We start from the raw sequence: 18525 nt of genomic DNA on the forward strand, positions 1-18525 counted from the left end.
GAACCTGAAACCGCCGGCCCCGTCCGGCACAACAGGAGTGATAAATGGCAAAGAAAGTGACCGGATACCTGAAGCTTCAGGTCCCGGCCGGTGCGGCGAATCCTTCGCCCCCGATCGGTCCCGCGCTTGGTCAGCGCGGTCTGAACATCATGGAGTTCTGCAAGGCGTTCAACGCGCAGACCCAGAAGGAAGAGAAGAACACCCCGATCCCGGTGATCATCACGATCTATGCGGACCGGTCCTTCACCTTCGAGATGAAGACCCCTCCGATGTCCTACTTCCTCAAGCAGGCCGCCAAGATCCAGTCCGGATCGAAGGCGCCGGGCCGCGACAAGGCCGGCAAGGTGACCAAGGCGCAGGTGCGCGAGATCGCCGAGAAGAAGATGAAGGACTTGAATTGCGACACCATCGAATCGGCCATGAAGATGGTCGAGGGCTCTGCCCGTTCGATGGGTCTGGAAGTTGCGGGGTAACGGGCCATGACAATCGGAAAGCGTTTGAAGAAGGCCCGCGAGGGCGTCGATCGCGAGAAGCTCTACCCGCTCGCGGACGCCATCAAGATGGTCAAGGAGCGCGCCAAGTCGAAGTTCGACGAGACGATCGAGATCGCGATCAATCTCGGCGTCGACCCGCGCCACGCCGACCAGATGGTCCGCGGCGTCGTCAACCTGCCGAACGGCACCGGCCGCACGCTGCGCGTCGGCGTGTTCGCGCGCGGTGCCAAGGCTGAGGAAGCCAAGGCCGCCGGCGCCGACGTCGTCGGCGCCGAGGACCTGGTCGAGAAGGTGCAGGGCGGCGCGATCGATTTCGATCGTTGTATCGCCACGCCCGACATGATGCCGCTGGTCGGCCGCCTCGGTAAGGTGCTCGGTCCGCGCGGCATGATGCCGAACCCGAAGATCGGCACCGTGACCATGGACGTCACCAACGCCGTGAAGGGCGCCAAGGGCGGCTCCGTCGAGTTCCGCGTCGAGAAGGCCGGCATCGTGCAGGCCGGCATCGGCAAGGCCTCGTTCTCCGAGGACAAGCTGGTCGAGAACGTCAAGGCGCTTGCCGACGCGGTCTCCAAGGCGAAGCCGGCGGGCTCCAAGGGCACCTACATCCAGCGTGTGGCGGTTTCTTCCACCATGGGCCCGGGCGTGAAGGTCGAGCCGGGCACGATCCTCGGCTGAGGTATCCGGCCGTGGCGAGATAAAGAGGGGCGGGATCGGGCAACCGGTTCCGCCCTTTGTTTTGCCGGAAGCGCTTTCGAGCGAAGAAAACGCCAAGGCAAGATCTGAAGCGTCTCGCAGGAAACAAGAACAATGCCCGATAAGGTCCTGGTCTATTCGCGCTTTCCCAAGGCCCAGCTGATCCGCTTCGGCGAGCGCTATGGGCTCCTCAACGCGGCCGGCAAGCGACTGGGCGAGGCGTTCCCGCCGGCCGACCTCGCCGACATCAGAGCCATGATCACTGCCGGCGGCACGTCGCTGCGCGGCGAGGCCATGGACATGCTGCCGAAGCTCGGCGCGATCGTCTGCTACGGCACCGGCTATGACGGCGTCGACCTCGCCGCCGCCGCCAGGCGCGGCATCGCGGTCGGCCACAGTCCGGGGGCGAACGCGGCGTCGGTGGCCGACACGGCGCTGACCTTGATGCTGGCGTCGGTGCGGCGTCTGTTGGTGGCGGACGATTACGTGCGGAGCGGCGACTGGGCCGGTGCAAAGCCGTCGCCAATGATGCGGCCGCAGGCCGGCATGCGCGGCCGCAAGGTCGGCGTCTACGGCATGGGCGAGATCGGCCGCAAGATCGCCGCGCGCGTCGCCGCCTTCGAGACCGAGGTCGGCTATTTCAGCCGCTCCAAGCACGACGTGCCCTATCAATACTTTCCGACGCTGGAGGCGCTCGCCGATTGGTGCGGCGTGCTGATGGTGGCGGTGCGCGCCGGCGCCGAGACCGAGCGTGCGGTCAACGCCGACATCCTGCGCCGGCTCGGCAGCGACGGCTTTGTCGTCAATATCTCGCGCGGTTCCGTCATCGACGAGACCGCACTGGTCGCCGCGCTGACCGAGGGGGTGATCGCCGGCGCCGGCCTCGATGTGTTCGCCACGGAGCCGCATGCGCCCGGCGCGCTAACGGCGCTGCCAAACGTGGTGCTGTCGCCGCACCTCGGCGGCCACACCCTGGAATCGCACGTCGCGATGCAGAACTGCGTGCTCGCCAATCTCGACGCATTCTTTGCCGGCAAGCCGTTGCCATATGAGGTAAGGGGCGCCTGAGCGGCTGCCGGTTCAGGCCTTGGAACCGGTTCCCGGCCGCTATATGAAACTGGTCCAATATTTGCTCTTGGCAAGCAGGGCAGGACCGGCTACATAGCGCCTTCCGGGCGTGCTGGCACTTGCTGGCATGTCCGTGCTCGCATTCCGAAAACCTGAGATGATAGGAGATCATTCCTTTCTGCATGCCCGCAAGGATGCTCGAAAGGAAGGAGACCCGTCGCCTCCAACGGAATGAGAGCAGGGCGTTCGGCCTCGGCCGATAGCCCGATCCTGTCCAAGACTGCAGGCGCCCGCGAGAACTTCGTGTTTTCAACGGCTTAATCGCATGGCCTGCATAGACGGGTGAAGACCGGATTTTGCGCTCCAGGTCGCGATCAGTTCGCGGCTTGAGAGGCTGGTTTGGTTCGAACCTCGACAGCCCATGGCCGCAAGGCTCTGGGAGGGCAGGCTTCTAGATGTCGTCTTGCCCGGCATGTCCGAGGGGCCTTGGCCTCACGGATCAGGTTTAGGGCGGGACGATGGGTGCAACCCGGCGGTCCTGCCTTCGCGGAAAGGCCGCCAACCGGAAAGAGCTTGCTGTGGAACGAGCGGCAAAAAAAGAGTCGGTCGAACAACTTAACGAGGTCTTCAAGACCACGTCGGTTGCGATCGTTGCTCATTATTCCGGCCTCACCGTGGCCCAGATGCAGAAGCTGCGCATGCAGATGAAGCAGGCGGGCGCATCGGTGAAGGTCTCGAAGAACCGTCTCGCCAAAATTGCTCTTGAAGGCACTGACGTCGCTGCCATCGGCTCCCTGCTGAAGGGGCCGACCGTGATCGCTACTTCGAACGATCCGGTTGCGGCGCCAAAGGTTGCCATCGAATTCGCCAAGGCGAACGAGAAGTTCGTCATCCTCGGCGGCTCGATGGGTAAAACCGTCCTGAATGTCGACAGCGTGAAGGCGCTCGCCTCACTGCCGTCGCTCGACGAACTGCGCGGCAAGATCGTTGGCCTCCTCGTGGCGCCGGCGACCAAGCTTGCTCAGCTGTCCAACGCGCCCGCGGCCAAGCTCGCACGCGTCATTCAGGCTCATGCCTCAAAGGGCGAAGCGGCCTGACCCCTTCGCTAATCTCAAACCTGGTTCGAACCAAACGTTTAAGGAACTGAACAATGGCTGATCTGCAGAAAATCGTCGACGACCTCTCGAGCCTCACCGTGCTCGAAGCGGCCGAACTCGCCAAGCTCCTCGAAGAAAAGTGGGGCGTGTCCGCCGCTGCCGCCGTCGCGGTTGCTGGCCCGGCTGCCGGCGGCGCTGCCGCTGCTCCGGCTGAAGAGAAGACCGACTTCACCGTCGTGCTGGCCTCGGCCGGCGACAAGAAGATCGAAGTCATCAAGGAAGTCCGCGCCATCACCGGCCTGGGCCTGAAGGAAGCCAAGGACCTCGTCGAAGGCGCTCCGAAGCCCGTCAAGGAAGGCGTGAACAAGGAAGAAGCCGACAAGATCAAGGCCCAGCTCGAGAAGGCTGGCGCCAAGGTCGACCTCAAGTAATGCGCGATCCGGGAGCGCCTCCGGGCGCTCCCGGGCCATGCAAACGGCATGCGACAGGTTGTCGCGTGGCGTGCCGGACACAAAAAAGTGTGGGGATCCGTGGACTTAACCCTCGAATCTCCTTTATTGCCATCCCATATCGGGTTGGCAGCGGAAAAACACGGTGGGCGGCGGGGGCGGCAGGGCACCCGGCGGAAGCCGTTGGGAGACAGTCAGATTTCGGGCTTTTTCAGTCCGTAAAGCGGAGCGTTTGGACGAGCGGGTGCAGTGATGCGCCCCGCGCGTCGTTTTGCGTTTTGGAGGCAATGGGGGCCGGGCCGGGGATTTAATTCCTGACTTTGCGCTTCGTTCCTTCGGGACGATTCGAAATTCAACCCGGGGCCGATGGCAGTCGCTCCCGGAAGGTTCGCCCCACAAAGGCGACGAAAATGAGAGGCCACGATGGCGCAGCAGACATTCACCGGTCGCAAACGCGTACGCAAGTTTTTCGGTCACATCAAGGAAGTCGCCGAGATGCCGAACCTCATCGAGGTTCAGAAGGCGTCCTATGACCAGTTCCTGATGGTTGACGAGCCGGCCGGTGGTCGCCTCGACGAGGGCCTGCAGGCGGTGTTCCGTTCGGTGTTCCCGATCTCGGACTTCTCCGGCACCTCGATGCTCGAATTCGTCCGCTACGAGTTCGAACAGCCGAAATATGACGTCGACGAGTGCCGCCAGCGCGGCATGACCTTCGCTGCGCCGCTCAAGGTGACGCTGCGCCTCATCGTGTTCGATATCGACGAGGAAACCGGCGCCAAGTCGGTGAAGGACATCAAGGAGCAGGACGTCTACATGGGCGACATCCCGCTCATGACGATGAACGGCACCTTCGTCGTCAACGGCACCGAGCGCGTCATCGTCTCGCAGATGCACCGTTCGCCCGGCGTGTTCTTCGACCACGACAAGGGCAAGACCCATTCGTCCGGCAAGCTGTTGTTTGCCGCGCGCGTGATTCCGTATCGCGGTTCCTGGCTCGACATCGAGTTCGACGCCAAGGACATCGTGTTCGCGCGCATCGACCGCCGCCGCAAGCTGCCCGTGACCTCGTTGATGTACGCGCTCGGTCTCGACGGCGAGCAGATCCTGTCGACCTTCTACAAGAAGATCACCTACAAGCGGACCAAGGACGGATGGCGTGTGCCGTTCGATGCCAACCGCTTCCGCGGCTACTCGACCGTCAACGACCTGATCGACGCCGACACCGGCAAGGTGGTGCTCGAGGCCGGCAAGAAGCTGACCGTGCGCCAGGCGCGCCAGCTTCAGGAGAAGGGCCTGAAGGCGCTGCGCATGTCGGACGAGGAACTCGTCGGCAACTATCTCGCCGAGGATCTCGTCAACCCGAAGACCGGCGAGATCTACGCCGAAGCCGGCGAGGAGATCACCGAGAAGTCGCTCAAGGTGCTGAACGAGCAGGGTTACAAGGACCTGCCGCTGCTCGACATCGACCACGTCAATGTCGGCGCCTACATCCGCAACACGCTGTCGGCCGACAAGAACATGACGCGTGAGGACGCGCTGTTCGACATCTACCGCGTGATGCGTCCGGGCGAGCCGCCGACGCTGGATTCGGCGCAGGCGATGTTCCAGTCGCTGTTCTTCGATGCCGAGCGCTACGACCTCTCCGCGGTCGGCCGCGTCAAGATGAACATGCGCCTCGAGCTCGATGCGCCCGACACCCATCGCACGCTGCGCAAGGAAGACATCCTGGCGGTCATCAAGACGCTGGTCGACCTGCGCGACGGCAAGGGCGAGATCGACGACATCGACCACCTCGGCAACCGCCGGGTGCGCTCGGTCGGCGAGCTCATGGAGAACCAGTACCGGATCGGCCTGCTCCGCATGGAGCGCGCGATCAAGGAGCGCATGTCGAGCGTCGATATCGACACCGTGATGCCGCAGGACCTGATCAACGCCAAGCCCGCGGCCGCCGCGGTGCGCGAGTTCTTCGGTTCCTCGCAGCTGTCGCAGTTCATGGACCAGACCAACCCGCTGTCGGAGATCACCCACAAGCGGCGCCTGTCGGCGCTTGGCCCGGGCGGTCTGACCCGCGAGCGTGCCGGCTTCGAAGTCCGCGACGTGCATCCGACGCATTACGGCCGTATCTGCCCGATCGAAACGCCGGAAGGTCCGAACATCGGCCTGATCAACTCGCTGGCGACGTTCGCGCGCGTCAACAAGTACGGCTTCGTCGAGACGCCCTATCGCAAGATCAAGGACGGCCGGGTCACCGACGAGGTGGTCTATCTGTCGGCGATGGAAGAGGGCCGCTACCGCGTCGCGCAGGCCAACGTGCCGCTCGATGCCAAGGGCCGCTTCACCGACGATCTGGTGGTCTGCCGTCATGCCGGCGAAGTGCTGCCGGTGACGCCGGACAAGGTCGACTACATGGACGTGTCGCCGAAGCAGCTGGTTTCGGTCGCCGCGGCGCTGATCCCGTTCCTCGAGAACGACGACGCCAACCGCGCGCTGATGGGCTCGAACATGCAGCGCCAGGCGGTGCCGCTGGTTCGCGCCGAGGCGCCGTTCGTCGGCACCGGCATGGAAGGCGTGGTCGCCCGTGACTCGGGCGCGGCGATTGCCGCGCGCCGCTCGGGCGTGATCGACCAGATCGACGCCACCCGCGTCGTGATCCGCGCCACCGAGGATCTCGATCCGACCAAGTCGGGCGTCGATATCTACCGGCTGATGAAGTACCAGCGTTCCAACCAGTCGACCTGCATCAACCAGCGTCCGCTGGTGAAGGTCGGCGACATCGTCAAGAAGGGCGACATCATCGCCGACGGTCCGTCGACCGATCTCGGCGAGCTCGCGCTCGGCCGCAACGTGCTGGTCGCGTTCATGCCGTGGAACGGCTACAACTTCGAAGACTCGATCCTGCTCTCCGAGCGGATCGTGAAGGACGACGTCTTCACCTCGATTCATATCGAAGAATTCGAGGTGATGGCCCGCGATACCAAGCTCGGTCCTGAGGAAATCACCCGCGACATTCCGAACGTCTCGGAAGAAGCGCTGAAGAACCTCGACGAAGCCGGTATCGTCTACATCGGTGCGGAAGTCCGCGCCGGCGACATCCTGGTCGGCAAGATCACGCCGAAGGGCGAGAGCCCGATGACGCCGGAAGAGAAGCTGCTCCGCGCCATCTTCGGCGAGAAGGCCTCCGACGTCCGCGATACCTCGCTGCGCGTGCCTCCGGGCGTGCAGGGCACCATCGTGGAAGTCCGCGTGTTCAACCGCCACGGCGTCGACAAGGACGAGCGTGCGCTGGCGATCGAGCGGGAAGAGATCGAGCGTCTGGCCAAGGACCGCGACGACGAGCAGGCGATCCTGGACCGCAACGTCTACAACCGCCTCGCCGAGCTCTTGGAGAACCGCCAGGGCATCGCCGGCCCGAAGGGCTTCAAGAAGGATACCAAGATCACCCGTGCGGTGCTCGACGAGTATCCGAAGTCGCAGTGGTGGCTGTTCGCCTCGCCGAACGACAAGCTGATGGCCGAGATCGAGGCCATGCGGAAGCAGTACGACGAGTCGAAGAAGGGCCTCGAGCAGCGCTTCCTCGACAAGGTCGAGAAGCTGCAGCGTGGCGACGAGCTGCCGCCCGGCGTGATGAAGATGGTCAAGGTCTTCGTCGCGGTGAAGCGCAAGATCCAGCCCGGCGACAAGATGGCCGGCCGTCACGGCAACAAGGGCGTGGTGTCGAAGATCGTGCCGATCGAGGACATGCCGTTCCTCGAGGACGGTACCCATGCCGACATCGTGCTCAATCCGCTCGGCGTGCCGTCGCGCATGAACGTCGGTCAGATCCTCGAGACCCATCTCGGTTGGGCCTGCGCCGGCCTCGGCAAGCGCATCGGCCAGACCATCGACGCCTATTATCAGAAGCAGGACCTCAAGCCGCTGCGCGAGACCCTGAAGAAGATCTACGGCGAGGATGAAACCATCAAGTCGCTGAACGACAACGAGCTGGTCGAACTCGGCCGCAATCTGAGCCACGGCGTGCCGATCGCGACGCCGGTGTTCGACGGCGCCAAGGAAGCCGACATCGAGGAGATGCTGAAGCTCGCGGGCTTCGACGCCTCCGGCCAGTCGACCGTCTATGACGGCCGCACCGGCGATGCGTTCGATCGCAAGGTGACGATGGGCTACATCTACATGCTCAAGCTGCACCATCTCGTGGACGACAAGATCCACGCGCGTTCGATCGGTCCGTACTCGCTCGTCACCCAGCAGCCGCTGGGCGGCAAGGCGCAGTTCGGCGGCCAGCGCTTCGGCGAAATGGAGGTCTGGGCGCTGGAAGCCTACGGCGCCGCCTACACGCTGCAGGAAATGCTGACCGTGAAGTCGGACGACGTCGCCGGCCGTACCAAGGTGTACGAGGCGATCGTGCGCGGCGACGACACATTCGAGGCCGGTATTCCGGAATCGTTCAACGTGCTGGTCAAGGAAATGCGCTCGCTCGGCCTCAACGTCGACCTGCACAATTCCAAGGTGGGACCGGCGCCGACGTCGGAAGCGGCCGAGTAACGCTGTGATTTACGCCCGGCGCGAAAGCGCCGGGCCTTCGCGCTCCGCTCGGACGTTGAGTGGGGCGCGCGCTGAATAAAACTCTCGAATTTGCTGCCGGTGACGATCGGCACGCGAGGAGAAGACCATGAACCAAGAGATTATGAATCTTTTCAATCCGACGACGCCGGCTCAGGTCTTCGACCAGATCCGGATTTCGATCGCGTCTCCGGAGAAGATTCTGTCCTGGTCCTACGGCGAGATCAAGAAGCCGGAGACCATCAACTACCGTACCTTCAAGCCGGAGCGTGACGGCCTGTTCTGCGCGCGCATCTTCGGGCCGATCAAGGACTACGAGTGCTTGTGCGGCAAGTACAAGCGGATGAAGTACAAGGGCATCATCTGCGAGAAGTGCTCGGTCGAGGTGACGCTGTCGCGCGTCCGGCGCGAGCGCATGGGCCATATCGAGCTGGCGGCCCCGGTCGCCCATATCTGGTTCCTGAAGTCGCTGCCGTCGCGCATCGGCCTGCTGCTCGACATGACGCTGAAGGATCTCGAGCGGATCCTGTACTTCGAATACTACGTCGTTCTCGAGCCGGGTCTGACCGCGCTGAAGGACCGTCAGCTGCTGTCTGAGGACGAGTATCTGAAGGCTCAGGACGAGTACGGCCAGGACAGCTTCACCGCCATGATCGGCGCCGAGGCGATCCGCGAGCTGCTCAAGGGTCTCGAGCTCGAGAAGCTCGAGGCGACGCTGCGTGCCGACATGGCGGAGACCGACTCCGACATCAAGCACAAGAAGCTCGCCAAGCGTCTGAAGATCGTCGAGGCCTTCCGCGTCTCCGGCAACAAGCCGGAATGGATGATCATGACGGTCGTGCCGGTGATCCCGCCGGACCTGCGTCCGCTGGTGCCGCTCGACGGCGGCCGGTTCGCGACCTCGGACCTCAACGACCTGTATCGCCGCGTCATCAACCGCAACAACCGCTTGAAGCGGCTGATGGAGCTGCGTGCGCCTGACATCATCATCCGCAACGAAAAGCGCATGCTGCAGGAGGCCGTCGACGCGCTGTTCGACAACGGCCGCCGCGGCCGCGTCATCACGGGCGCCAACAAGCGCCCGCTGAAGTCGCTCGCCGACATGCTGAAGGGCAAGCAAGGCCGGTTCCGTCAGAACCTGCTCGGCAAGCGCGTCGACTATTCGGGCCGTTCGGTGATCGTGGTCGGTCCCGAGCTGCGCCTGCATCAGTGCGGCCTGCCGAAGAAGATGGCGCTCGAGTTGTTCAAGCCGTTCATCTACTCGCGGCTCGACGCCAAGGGTCTGTCCACCACGGTGAAGCAGGCCAAGAAGCTGGTCGAGAAGGAGCGTCCGGAGGTCTGGGATATCCTCGACGAGGTGATCCGCGAGCATCCGGTGCTGCTCAACCGCGCGCCGACGCTGCATCGCCTCGGCATCCAGGCGTTCGAGCCGGTGCTGATCGAAGGCAAGGCGATCCAGCTGCATCCGCTGGTCTGCGCCGCCTTCAACGCCGACTTCGACGGCGACCAGATGGCCGTGCACGTTCCGCTGTCGCTCGAAGCGCAGCTGGAAGCGCGCGTCCTGATGATGTCGACCAACAACATCCTGCATCCGGCAAACGGCCAGCCGATCATCGTGCCGTCGCAGGACATCGTGCTCGGCCTCTACTACGTCTCGATCATGCGCGAAGGCCTGCCCGGCGAGGGCAAGATCTTCGGCGACATGGCCGAGCTCGAGCATGCCCTGCATTCGAAGGTCATCCACCTCCATACCAAGATCAAGTACCGGTGGGAGAGCCTCGACGACGAAGGCAAGCTGACCAAGCGGTGGATCGAAACCACCGCGGGCCGCGTCATGCTCGGCAATCTGCTGCCGAAGAGCACCAAGATCTCGTACGACATCATCAACAAGCTGATGACCAAGCGCGAGATCTCGGGCGTGATCGACCAGGTCTACCGTCACTGCGGTCAGAAGGAGACGGTGATCTTCTGCGACCGCATCATGGCGCTCGGCTTCTACAACGCCTTCAAGGCGGGCATCTCGTTCGGCAAGGACGACATGGTCGTGCCGGCGTCGAAGTGGAAGATCGTGGACCAGACCCGTACGCTGGCGAAGGATTTCGAGCAGCAGTACAATGACGGCCTGATCACCCATGGCGAGAAGTACAACAAGGTCGTCGACGCCTGGTCGAAGGCCGGTGAAGAAGTCGCCAAGGCGATGATGAAGGAGATCTCGTCCACCAAGAAGACGGCGGCGGGCGCGGATGCCGACATCAACTCGATCTACATGATGGCGCACTCCGGTGCGCGTGGTTCGCCGGCCCAGATGCGCCAGCTCGCCGGCATGCGCGGCCTGATGGCCAAGCCGTCGGGCGAGATCATCGAGACGCCGATCATTTCCAACTTCAAGGAAGGTCTGTCGGTGCTCGAGTACTTCAACTCGACCCACGGCGCCCGCAAGGGCCTCGCGGACACCGCGTTGAAGACCGCGAACTCCGGCTACCTGACCCGCCGTCTGGTCGACGTCGCGCAGGACTGCATCATCACGCAGACCGATTGCGGCACCACGCTCGGCATCAAGATGCGCGCCATCGTCGACGCCGGCACGGTCGTTGCCTCGCTCGGCTCGCGCATCCTGGGCCGGACGGCCTGCGATGACGTGCGCGATCCCGCCACCAACGAGGTGATCATCAAGCGTGACACCTTGATGGAGGAAAGCCACGTCGATGCGATCCAGCAGGCCGGCATCCAGGAAGTGAAGATCCGCTCGGCGCTGACCTGCGAGCTGATCAACGGCATCTGCGCCAAGTGCTACGGCCGCGACCTGGCCCGCGGCACGCCGGTCAACCACGGTGAGGCCGTCGGCGTCATCGCGGCACAGTCGATCGGTGAGCCCGGCACGCAGCTGACGATGCGCACGTTCCACATCGGCGGCGCCGCCCAGCTCAACGAGCAGTCGTTCGTCGAATCGAACTTCGACGGCAAGATCGTGATCAGGAACAAGGCGATCGCGCGCAACAGCGAGGGTAGCCTGATCGCGATGGTGCGCAACATGGTCGTTGCGATCGTCGATGCCGACGGCACCGAGCGCGCAACCCACCGTATTCAGTACGGTTCGAAGATGCACGTCGACGAAGGCGACACCGTCAAGCGCGGCCAGCGCATCGCGGAGTGGGATCCCTACACCCGCCCGGTGCTCACCGAAGTCGAGGGCACGATCGGGTTCGAGGATCTGGTCGAAGGCCAGTCGATCTCGGAAACGCTCGACGAATCGACCGGTATCGCCAAGCGCGTGGTCATTGACTGGCGCACGACGCGCGGCGGCTCGGACCTGCGTCCGGCCATCGTGGTCAAGGGCAAGGACGGCAAGGTGCTCAAGCTCGCGCGTGGCGGCGATGCCCGCTACATGCTGTCGGTCGACGCCATTCTGTCGGTCGACATCAATGCGAAGGTGATGCCCGGCGACATCCTGGCGCGTATCTCGACCGAGAGCGCCAAGACGCGTGACATCACCGGCGGTCTGCCGCGGGTGGCGGAACTGTTCGAGGCTCGCAAGCCGAAGGATGCGGCGATCATCGCGGAGACCGCGGGAACGATCCGCTTCGGCCGCGACTACAAGAACAAGCGCCGCATCTCGATCGAGCCGATGGACAAGACCGAGGAGCCGCGCGAGTACCTGATCCCGAAGGGCAAGCACATCCACCTTCAGGACGGCGACATCGTCGAAAAGGGCGATTTCATCGTCGAAGGCAATCCGGCGCCGCACGACATCCTGGCGATCAAGGGCATCGAGGAACTCGCTGCCTATCTGGTCAACGAAATCCAGGAGGTCTACCGGTTGCAGGGCGTGCTCATCAACGACAAGCACATCGAGGTGATTGTCCGTCAGATGCTGCAGAAGGTCGAGGTCACCGATCAGGGCGACACCGACATGATCTCGGGCGAGCAGGTCGACAAGATCGAGTTCGACGCGCTCAACACCAAGGCCAAGGAGGAGGGCAAGAAGCCCGCCACGGGTACGCCGGTTCTGCTCGGCATCACCAAGGCGAGCTTGCAGACCCGCTCGTTCTTCTCGGCGGCGTCGTTCCAGGAGACCACGCGCGTGCTCACCGAGGCGGCGGTCAACGGCAAGATCGACCCGCTCGAGGGCCTCAAGGAGAACGTCATTGTCGGCCGCCTGATCCCGGCCGGCACCGGCGCCTCGATGGCGCGGATCCGCGAAGTCGCGGTCAAGCGCGACAAGCTGATCCTCGACGAGCGCGAGAAGCAGCAGGCGGCGATCGTGCCGACGGCCCCGGAAGCGGAGCCGCTGGCGCTGCCGCCCGCGGAATAGGCATCCGCAAGACTACGGTAGTCAACGAGAAGGCCGGCGTTCTGCCGGCCTTTTTGCTGCTTTCTTCTCTTGCTGCGGTGCAGGGACGCAGTTTGTTCATCTTCCCTTCAGGCAAAAAAGTGCCTTTGCTAGGGTGACTTAGACCGGCTGTTTGGCTCGTGCCGGAGACGACGGAATCGATATGCTCGACTTGGCGATTGTAGGCGGCGGCCCCGGGGGGCTGATGAGCGCCTGGTATCTGAAGCGCAAACTCGGCGACCTCTGCCGCATCACCATCTTCGAGGCGTCGAACCGCCTCGGCGGCAAGATCGTCACGCGCAAATTCGACACCGCGCCCGCGATGTACGAGGCTGGCGTCGCCGAGATCTACGATTATTCGATGACGGGACCCGACCCGCTGCGCGAGCTGATCCAGCATTTCGGCCTGCAGACGATCCCGATGGATGCCGAGCAGGTGCAGCTCGACGGCGAGCTGCTGGCCGACGTTCCCGGCATGCGCCGTAAATACGGCGCCAAGACCGCGGCCGCGATCGAGGCGTTCCGCAAGCGCTGCGCCGAGCTGGTGTCGCCCATCGAGTATTACGAAGGCGTCGGCTCCCACGACAACGAACATCCGTGGGCCTACAAGACCGCCGAGCAGATCCTCGACGAAGAGGTCGAGGATCCGACCGCCAAGCGGTTCTTCAAGGTGATGGCGCGCTCCGACCTAGCGACCGAGAGCCACAACACCAACGGCCTCAATGCGCTGAAGAACTACGTGATGGACGTCGACGGCTATATCGGCCTGTATTCGATCCAGAACGGCAACGAGCAGCTGATCGATTGCCTGCGCTCGGAAGTCAGCGCCGACATCCAGCTCAACCATCGCGTCCTCAAGGTCGGCAAGACCGAAGGTGGCCGCTACCAGCTCAACATGATGAACGGCAAGGGGCCGGAGACGCGCGACTTCGACCTCGTGCTGGTCTGCCTGCCGCACTCCTGGCTCGCGACCATGCGCTGGGACGGCGAGCAGCTGCGCAAGTCGATGGTCAAGCACGTCGCCTATTTCGATCGTCCCGCGCACTATCTGCGCGTCTCGATCCTGTTCGACGAGCCGTTCTGGGGCGAGAAGATCCCGGGCGCCTGGTTCATGTCGGAAGCGTTCGGCGGCTGCTGCGTCTACAATGAGGGCGCGCGCCACGACGTCGGCAAGCACGGCGTGCTGAACTGGCTGATCGCGGGCTCCGACGCGCTCGCCTTCGCCAATCTCAGCGACGAGGAGCTGATCGACGCCGCGCTGAAGTCGCTGCCGGCCTCGCTCGGAGATGCGCGCGCGCATTTCCTCGAGGGCAAGACCCATCGCTGGCTGTCGTCGGTCAACGCGCTGCCGGGCGGCCTGCCGGTGCGCGACGTCATGACCAATCATCGCCCCGATCCGAAGCAGCACCCCGGCATCGTGGTGGTCGGTGACTACCTGTTCGATTCGACGCTGAACGGGCTGCTGGATTCCTCCGATGCCGCGACCGACATCATCGTCACCGAGATGATGCGGCTGCGCCGCGCCCGCGCGCAGGACGAGGGCACCCTGTCCGACAAGATCGACCGCGACTATTTCGAGAATTATCGCGGCGCCGGTCCCTACAGCGAAGTCTGGCGCAACTTCACCGATCCGGCCTATCTGACCGACCTGATCAAGACGGTGTGGGGCAGGGCGAAGGGCTACAAGCTGCTGATCGCCGGCTCCGCCAGCGGCGAGCTGGTCGGCGCGTTGCGCGAGCGCGGCATCGATGCCTGGGGCATCGAGAACAACCGCTACATCCACGGCAAGACGCCGAAGGCGCTCAGGAAGTACAACAAGCTCGGCTCGATCGCCGACATGCCGTTCAAGGACGACGAGTTCGATTTCGTGTTCGAGACCTCGCTGTGCCATCTCGGCGAGAAGCAGGTCGTGCGCGGGGTGCGCGAGCTCAACCGCGTGGTGAAGACCGGCGTCGTGTTCGCGTCGGTGACCTCGGACATGGCGCCGGCGGTGATCGATCGCTACGACCTGTTGCGCGGCGTGAAGAAGCTCGGCACCTGGTGGGAATGGTCGGAACTGTTCTTCGGCAACGGCTTCGATCTGTCGATGCACCGCCGCGACTGCACCGATGCGCTGTGGACGTTGACGCTGGCCGCCAACAAGGGGCCGGGGCAGTGGTACGCCGACTCCGACAGCCTGCGATATTCCTTCTTCGACAAGGTCGAGGCCGACCTCGACGACTAGCGGCACCGACTGACCGCGCCGACCGACGACACCTGACGCAAGGCGATCGGCCTTGCGTCAACCAATCGTCAAATGGCGGCAGTGCTGTGATCGCGAATCCACGGCGACGTGCGGTCGCGCGCCGCGCGCGCCAAACGCTTTGCCGAATTCATTGTGATCGCATAGGATTGTACCGGCAGCGTTATCGGCTGCGGTTTCGATTTGCGGTCATGCCGGCCGTGGAGCATCGGTTGGTTTCATGGCGCCAAGACCTCCTGCATCAGACGATCCGAATCGATCGGCGGCGGATGATCCCGAGCTGAAGAAGAAGCCTGCGGCCGCGCCCGGACCGCCCGCGGCAGGCGCCTCCGCCAAGCCGGCTGCCGCGCCGGCCGACGACGAGGATGAAGAGGACGAGGACGACGAGTTCGAGCTCGATGACGATGATGACGAGGACTTCGTCGTCTTCACCGCCAAGGAAGCCGCCGGCGCGCTCTCCACGATCTTCGGCTTCGTCAGGCCGATCCTGGCCAACTACAGAAAGCCGCTCGCTTTCGTCACCATCGGCGTGCTGGTCGAGACGTTGTTCAACGTCATCATGCCGCTCAGCCTGAAATTCCTGATCGACGACGCGCTCGGCGAGGAGGATTTCGGGGCCCTCTACAAGATCCTCGGCGTGCTTGCGGTCGCCGGCATCGTCACCTCGATCATCGCGGTCTGGTACGAGCGCTGGGATGCCCGGCTTGGCGCCGGCATCATCGCCGACGTCCGGACGCGCATCTTCGAGCACGTCCAGAACCTGCCGTCGGCGTATTTCGCCCGCACCAAGCGCGGCGAGATCCTGTCGCGCTTCTCGATCGATCTGTCGGCCTTCGAGGGCTCGATCAAGACCTTCGCCAACAGCGCGGCGCTGCCGGGCTTCGAGCTGGTTGCCGGCATCATCCTGATGCTGTTCTTGAACTGGCAGCTTGCCGCGGTCGCCCTGCTGGTGTTTCCGATCACGCTGATCGGGCCGCGCATCCTGACGCCGAAGGCAGTACAGGCGAACTACGAGCAGAAGCAGAACGAAGCCGCGCTGCTCGGAATGGTGCAGGAGAACGTCGCCGCCCAGGCGGTGGTGAAGGCGTTCAACTTGCAGCGCCGCGCGCTCGGTTGGTTCACGTTTCGCAATCGCGACGTCCGCGCCAAGGCCGCGTCAGCCATGTTCCTGTCGACCATGGTGGAGCGCACCGTCACCATTTCGGTGCTGCTGCTTCACCTCGTGGTGCTGGCGATCGGCGCCTATCTCGCCACCAAGGGCCAGATCACGGTCGGCACCTTCGTGACCTTCGAGAGCGCATTCTGGGAGGTGTCCTACAACATCGCCCATCTGATGCATTTCATCCCGGTGTCGATCCAGTCGGCGGCGGCGGTGCGGCACATCCAGGAGCTGCTCGACGAGCCGACCCGCGGCGCCGACCGTCCCGGCGCGCCGGATCTGCCGCGCATCACCAACGACATCTCGTTCGACCGCGTCACCTTCCAGTATGAGGGCGCGCAGACGCCGGTGCTCGACAATCTCAGCCTCAAGCTCAACGCCGGCAAGAGTATTGCGATCGTCGGCCCCAGCGGCTCCGGCAAGAGCACGCTGATCAACCTGATCCTGCGGCTCTACGTGCCCGACGAGGGCCGCGTCGCCATCGACGGCGTCGACATCCGCCGGGTGACGCGCGAGTCGCTGCGGGCCAGCATGGCGGTCGTGTTCCAGGAGAACATGCTGTTCAACATGTCGATCCGCGAGAACATCCGGCTCGGCAAGGAAGGGGCCACCGACGCGGAGGTCGAGGACGCCGCGAAGAAGGCCGAGATCCATCGCTACATCATGGGCCTGCCGCAGCGCTACGACACGCCGGTCGGCGAGCGCGGCGATACCTTGTCCGGCGGCCAGCGGCAGCGCATCGCGATCGCGCGGGCGATCATCCGCAACCCGTCGGTGCTGCTGCTCGACGAGGCGACCTCGGCGCTCGACCAGACCACGGAAGCGGCGATCAACCGCACGCTGCTCAAGGTCGCCGAGGGCCGCACCATGATCTGGTCGACGCACCGTCTGACTTCGGTGGTCGAGATGGACGAGATCATCGTGATATCAGGCGGCCAGGCGATCGAGCGCGGCTCGCATGAGGAGCTGCTGGCGAGGGGCGGCGTCTATCGCAAGCTGTGGGACGACCAGGGGCACAAGCATCACGACGCGGACGACGAGGACGACGACGACGCGGACGATGATGACGACGAAGATGAAGACGACGAGGATGAGGACGAAGACGAGGAGGCGTGACATCCGCCACGCCGCTGACGACGTCCGAGAGCTACGCCCTGTCCGCGGCGTGCGGACGTTGCCGGAAGTGACTGGCCGGCCGGGTCGCTGACGCCGCTTGCGGGCGTTGCAGCCGGCGCAGCGAGCCCCGGCCGAGATAGCCGAGGAAGCGCGCCCAGCGCTGGGCCTGCCAGTAGGGTCCGCTGCCGATCGACACGTCGCGGAATTTGAATGCCTTGGCATTCGACCAGGCGTCGCATTCCGTCTTGACCGGATCGTTGTAGAACGCCGTGATCTTCTCCTCGCCCATGCCGTCGCTCGCGAGCCAGGCCGGGATGTGGACGTTGCAGAGCTGGGACACGTCGGTGAACACCTTGTCGGTCCCGGTGCCGGTGACAGGGCAGGTGCTGGCGAACGCGTCGCCGACCAGCACGACGCCGGCCTGCCGATAGCCGGTGCTGACATAGACGTCGGCGGGCCTGATCTTGATGTCGCCAGCGACGTCGAATTCGCCGGTGAGCCGGCCCAGCCGCGGAAGGGCGGCATTCAGCGTCTCGACCGGATTGCGCCGCATCGCGCGCAACCAGGGATCGTCGGCCTGGCGATAGGTGAAGAGGTTGGCGCGCATCCGGTTTCCGACCGGAAACAGCGTGATGTAGGGGATGCGGTCGCTCGGCCGCTCCGAGAAATAGGTCATGGCCGCGAACGGGAAGGCGGGGCGGCCCACGGGGACGAAATCGAAGCCGATCGAGATCGAGTGGCAGTGGCTGGTCACCAGCCGCTCGATGCCGAGCATCCGGCGCAGCCCGACATTCAGGCCGTTGGCAAGCACCACGAGGCGCGCGGAGATCTCCTCGCCGCCGGACAGCACCAGCCGCTGCCGCTCGGAGCTGGTCGCGACATTGACGACCTTGTCGTGGATGATTACCGCCGGCCCGGCGATCTCGGCCCGAATCGCGGCGATCAGAGCGTCGTACATGATGCCGTATTGCCGGCTTGGCTGGCGGTCGAGCAGGTGGCCGAATCGCGCGATCCAGTTCTCGCCATCCAGCGTCGCCGAGCGGAGCACGGATTCGGCAAGCCCGGTCCGGGCGAATCGCGCGAGCTGGAGGTCGCCGCTGATCTTCTCGACGCGGAAGTCGAACGGATAGACCTGATGCGGGTCGATCACGGCGGTCGGTATCCCGGCACGGCCGAGCATGGCGGCTGCCGTCGAGCCCGCAAGACCTCCGCCGATGATGGCGATGTCGGTGTACCGCATGAGAGACGCTTTCCGTGGCCGTAGACCGCGATTTTTGCGCTGCGAATGGCAAATAAAGGCTTAGTTTCGAAATT

10 protein-coding genes are annotated in these 18525 nt (G+C 64.2%); 9 read left to right on the forward strand and 1 reads right to left on the reverse strand.

From position 1 onward, the window contains the following. Nucleotides 1-44: 44 nt before the first annotated feature. The 9 genes from rplK to XH92_RS20720 all read left to right on the forward strand — a co-directional run bounded on the left by rplK (nt 45) and on the right by XH92_RS20720 (nt 17211). Nucleotides 45-473 (forward strand): 50S ribosomal protein L11, encoded by a 429-nt coding sequence (rplK, locus tag XH92_RS20680; RefSeq protein ID WP_011088164.1) that lies wholly within the window; start codon nt 45-47, stop codon nt 471-473. A gap of 6 nt (nt 474-479) precedes the next feature. Continuing rightward, nucleotides 480-1172: a 50S ribosomal protein L1 gene (gene rplA / locus XH92_RS20685; RefSeq protein WP_021081669.1), complete on the forward strand. Its 693-nt coding sequence runs from the start codon at nt 480-482 to the stop codon at nt 1170-1172. A 132-nt stretch (nt 1173-1304) separates the two neighbouring features. After that, on the forward strand, nt 1305-2258 hold the full coding sequence (locus tag XH92_RS20690) for a 2-hydroxyacid dehydrogenase (protein WP_194460830.1): 954 nt from the start codon (nt 1305-1307) through the stop codon (nt 2256-2258). A 578-nt stretch (nt 2259-2836) separates the two neighbouring features. Beyond that, nucleotides 2837-3355: a 50S ribosomal protein L10 gene (gene rplJ, locus XH92_RS20695; protein WP_028335452.1), complete on the forward strand. Its 519-nt coding sequence runs from the start codon at nt 2837-2839 to the stop codon at nt 3353-3355. Nucleotides 3356-3408: 53 nt separating this feature from the next. After that, nucleotides 3409-3786 carry a 50S ribosomal protein L7/L12 gene (gene rplL / locus XH92_RS20700; protein ID WP_038383110.1) on the forward strand — a complete coding sequence of 126 codons (378 nt, stop codon included), beginning with the start codon at nt 3409-3411 and terminating at the stop codon, nt 3784-3786. Nucleotides 3787-4227: 441 nt separating this feature from the next. Continuing rightward, nucleotides 4228-8346, forward strand: coding sequence for a DNA-directed RNA polymerase subunit beta (gene rpoB / locus XH92_RS20705; protein WP_194460831.1), 4119 nt, complete (start codon nt 4228-4230; stop codon nt 8344-8346). A 127-nt stretch (nt 8347-8473) separates the two neighbouring features. Next, nucleotides 8474-12676: a DNA-directed RNA polymerase subunit beta' gene (gene rpoC, locus XH92_RS20710; RefSeq protein WP_194460832.1), complete on the forward strand. Its 4203-nt coding sequence runs from the start codon at nt 8474-8476 to the stop codon at nt 12674-12676. A 181-nt stretch (nt 12677-12857) separates the two neighbouring features. Next, entirely contained in the window at nt 12858-14918 is a 2061-nt protein-coding gene (locus XH92_RS20715; RefSeq protein WP_194460833.1) for an FAD-dependent oxidoreductase, read from the forward strand. Nucleotides 14919-15156: 238 nt separating this feature from the next. Next, entirely contained in the window at nt 15157-17211 is a 2055-nt protein-coding gene (locus XH92_RS20720) for an ABC transporter ATP-binding protein (protein ID WP_194460834.1), read from the forward strand. A 31-nt stretch (nt 17212-17242) separates the two neighbouring features. On the opposite strand, the gene XH92_RS20725 is transcribed toward XH92_RS20720, so the two are convergent. Further along, nucleotides 17243-18451, reverse strand: a complete 1209-nt coding sequence (locus XH92_RS20725) for an NAD(P)/FAD-dependent oxidoreductase (protein ID WP_194460835.1) — start codon at nt 18449-18451, stop codon at nt 17243-17245. Between the last annotated feature and the right edge of the window lie 74 nt (nt 18452-18525).

This window comes from Bradyrhizobium sp. CCBAU 53421 (assembly GCF_015291625.1).
GTDB lineage: Bacteria > Pseudomonadota > Alphaproteobacteria > Rhizobiales > Xanthobacteraceae > Bradyrhizobium.